Origin of the sequence: Aquiflexum sp. (genome assembly GCF_041749095.1) — a bacterium.
Taxonomy (GTDB): Bacteria; Bacteroidota; Bacteroidia; order Cytophagales; family Cyclobacteriaceae; genus Aquiflexum.
In genome coordinates this window covers 1-3,010 of the sequence record NZ_JBGTCA010000176.1, presented here as the reverse complement: position 1 = coordinate 3,010, position 3,010 = coordinate 1, and the positions used below count along the sequence as shown (strand labels likewise).

Here is a 3,010-nt window from a genome sequence, read left to right as displayed (position 1 = left end):
CTTTTTTGGTCGGTTTTATTGGTCTTTAATGGTCAAATAGAGGATCAGATAAAATCGAAAGAAAGACAGGAAAAAGTCCAGGAGATGGCCAAAGAAGCCGAACTATATCATCTGAAACAACAATTGAAGCCCCATTTTCTTTTTAACAGTCTCAATTCTATCAATTCCCTGATCAAAAGCCAACCTGAAAAGGCCAGGGAAATGGTGCTGAACTTAGCAGAATTTTTACGAGGGACTATCAAAAAAGATGATCAGAAATGGGTCAGCATTTCGGAGGAAAAAGATTATTTGAATCTGTTTCTGAACATCGAGAAAATACGATTTGGACATAGATTAAAAGTGGATATACAAGTAGAAAGCGACACTCTGGACATGAAAATCCCTCAATTACTGGTGCAGCCTTTATTGGAAAATGCGATTAAACATGGATTGTATGGCATGACGGGAGATGTTTTGATCACAATGAATTTCTTTAAAGGTGGACAATACTTGAAGGTCACAATTACCAATCCATTTGACCCTCAATCAGCACCTACCAAGGGGGCAGGGTTTGGTTTAGAGGTTGTCAAAAGAAGGTTATATTTACTTTTTGGAAGAAATGATTTGTTGGAAACCGAACAATCTGAAAATATATTTATAGTAGATCTCAAAATCCCTCAGCTATATGGTGAAAGTATTGATCATTGATGACGAACCTCTTGCCACAGAACTGGTAAGTGAATATTTGGGAGGTTTTCCTCAGTTTGAAATTCTTGGGATATGTCATAATGGGTTTGAAGGGCTTAAGGCTATTCAGGAGATGAAACCCGATCTGATTTTTTTGGATGTACAGATGCCCAAACTCAATGGTTTCGAACTTCTGGAATTATTGGACCGGCCACCTGCAGTTATTTTTACTACGGCATTTGATGAATATGCAATGAAGGCGTTTGATACTCATGCAGTGGATTACTTATTGAAGCCATTTTCAAAATCCCGATTTGCCAAAGCAATTGAGAAATTTCTGCAATTGGGGAATTTTGCAGAAACAACTGAACTGATCAGACATGAAGAAACTATTAATTCAGAAACGGCCAATAGGGTGGTGCTGAAGGTGAAAAACGAAATCAAAATCATACCTGTCAAGGATATCAAATACCTGGAAGCAAATGACGATTATGTGAATATTCATACAGCGGAGGGTAAATTTCTGAAAAATAAAACACTTTCATTTTTTGAGAGAACTTTCGATCCTTTGCAGTTTGTAAGAGTTCACAGATCCTTCATTGTCAAAATCAATGAAATCCACAAACTGGAACCCTACGAAAAAGATGGCTATATCATCAAATTGCGTGGAGGGGAACAGATACCTGTTAGTAAAACAGGTTTGCCAAAACTAAAGTCAGTACTCGGGATATGAAAAAAGCCCGGAAATGGGCTTTGATTAGTATTCGTCTTCGTTGAAAAAGAAGTCGTCTTTTGTAGGATAGTCAGGCCAGATTTCCTCAATATTTTCGTAAGGCTCCCCGTCATCCTCTAATTCCTGGAGGTTTTCTACAACTTCCAAAGGAGCACCGGAACGTATCGCATAATCGATTAATTCGTCTTTGGTTGCAGGCCATGGTGCATCTTCTAAATAGGATGCTAGTTCTAAGGTCCAATACATAGTTTCTGATTTAATATTTTGTTTTCCGCCTTTCGGCTTGCAAAAATAGAAATTGTTTTAATTTTTCAATTATTAACCTAATATTTATTTGAAAGTTCTTTCAAGATGTGGGTTTTCACATCTACTTTTCTTTTGAAAGCACCGATTTTTCTTCTCAGCATTATATCAAAATCCGGCTCATTGGTTCTAAAGTTTTCTGAATTCTCCTTTACAGTGTTCAATTCGCTTTCATCTCTGTAAATCAGATCTTTGAGAATTGAAGATTTGATCTTTTTCTGCTCTGCGATATCTTTTTTATCGAAATCAGAGTATTTGGAATTTGCCAACCTTTCCAGGAATAATTTCTCGAAAACCACCTCCGAAAAGAACATAAATGATCTGTTGATCAGGTTAGCTTCTTTAGGTTTTCTTTGGGGAAGTTTTTTCCATTCGACCTGAAGTCTCTTGGCAGACGAGATGACATCGGGATTTGTTTCAGCTTTGGCCAGTTTTTTCATTTCCTCGGTCATGCTTTCCATTTTCTTGATTAGTTCCCAAGGCTTCATCTGTGGACCGGATTCCATTGTCCTTCTAAACCTGCTAAAGATCCGGTTGTTCAATTTCGAAAACTCGTCCCACAAAGGCTGCCTTTTTTCAGCAGGCACTTTTCCTGCAGACTTCCATTCTTTTTGGATTCTCTTGGAAATTTCAAAGGCCTTTTTCGCATCAGTGTTGTCAAAAGCTTCCCTTGCCTGTATGACAAGCTGTTCGTAGATTTTGATGTTTTCTTCAGCCGCAAGTGCCAGTCCCTCAAAGAAGTTTTTTCTGTTTTCAAAAAATGTATCTACAGTCTTGTTGAAGGTGGATTCCATTTCCTCTTCAAATTCTTTATCCACAGGACCTGTTTTGATCCATCGCATTTTGAGGTTTTTGAATTCTTCTGCTGTGTTTTTCCAGTCAGTATCATTTTTGAGGGCTTCAGCTTCCAAGATCAGACCTCGCTTGATTTCGAGATTTCTTTCCCTGTTCTTCTGAATGATATCTTCAAGGAAAACCTGTACCTTTTCCAAGTCTTCAATCAATGGGACAAAATCACCTAATGCATCATATTCCAACAAAGAATCTTTGAGGTGAATCAGTTTCATCAGGAATGATCCCTTGTTCTGATTATCTTCAATATCTTTTTTTAACGCTTCAATTTTTTCAACCAGCGTTGCAAATCTGTCCTCAAAATATTTGAGGGTAGACGATTCGTCTTCTTTTACTTCTCCAATCACCCTATCAGGCTGATTCAAAAATCCCTTGAGATAAACCTTGTTATCTTTAATGTACCCGTATGGATGCTCCATTTCGATTTAATAGGTTGGTGTGTGGTAGTCCCCTTTA

General features: G+C 37.8%; 4 protein-coding genes. 2 read left to right on the top strand and 2 right to left on the bottom strand.

What is annotated here, in order from left to right; translation table 11 throughout:
* Window positions 1–687, top strand: a 687-nt coding sequence (locus tag ACEW8O_RS08820) for a sensor histidine kinase (protein ID WP_373494257.1), incomplete at its 5' end; no start/stop codon positions are given.
* On the top strand, window positions 665–1,399 hold the full coding sequence (locus tag ACEW8O_RS08815; protein WP_373494256.1) for a LytR/AlgR family response regulator transcription factor: 735 nt from the start codon (window positions 665–667) through the stop codon (window positions 1,397–1,399). The genes ACEW8O_RS08820 and ACEW8O_RS08815, both read left to right, overlap by 23 nt.
* 24 nt (window positions 1,400–1,423) lie before the next feature.
* Here the strand turns inward: ACEW8O_RS08815 and ACEW8O_RS08810 are convergent, their stop codons facing one another.
* Both ACEW8O_RS08810 and ACEW8O_RS08805 read right to left on the bottom strand, forming a co-directional pair.
* Window positions 1,424–1,645 carry a DUF2795 domain-containing protein gene (locus ACEW8O_RS08810; RefSeq protein WP_008625540.1) on the bottom strand — a complete coding sequence of 74 codons (222 nt, stop codon included), beginning with the start codon at window positions 1,643–1,645 and terminating at the stop codon, window positions 1,424–1,426.
* A gap of 77 nt (window positions 1,646–1,722) precedes the next feature.
* The gene (locus ACEW8O_RS08805) at window positions 1,723–2,973 is read right to left on the bottom strand and encodes a DUF349 domain-containing protein (protein WP_373494255.1); all 1,251 of its coding nucleotides are present in this window, start codon (window positions 2,971–2,973) and stop codon (window positions 1,723–1,725) included.
* Window positions 2,974–3,010 lie beyond the last annotated feature (37 nt).